Source organism: Streptobacillus felis, assembly GCF_001559775.1.
Classification (GTDB): domain Bacteria; phylum Fusobacteriota; class Fusobacteriia; order Fusobacteriales; family Leptotrichiaceae; genus Streptobacillus; species Streptobacillus felis.
Window position 1 is genome coordinate 1 of record NZ_LOHX01000206.1, and the last position, 240, is coordinate 240.

The 240-nt window shown below is 29.2% G+C and carries 1 pseudogene; it reads right to left on the bottom strand.

Annotation, left to right across the window (positions count from 1 at the left end):
• Positions 1-240 (bottom strand): annotated as a pseudogene (locus tag AYC60_RS09340) (nicotinate phosphoribosyltransferase); the annotation flags it as partial.

Here is a 240-nt window from a genome sequence, read left to right on the forward strand (position 1 = left end):
GTAATTTAAAATCAATTTCCTCATCATGTCTATCAGAGGTTAATTCTAAATAATATGAAATTATTTGTCTAATCTTATATGAATAAGTAGCGACAGTAATTGGATACCATATTTTAAGGAGTAGAGTTTCAAACCAACTTACGATCCAAGGAACTTTATCATCAGTTGATTCAACAGTTACTAAAACATTATGATTTTTAATTATTGCCCCTTCAGGTACAGCTCTAATTCTTAGAGGAA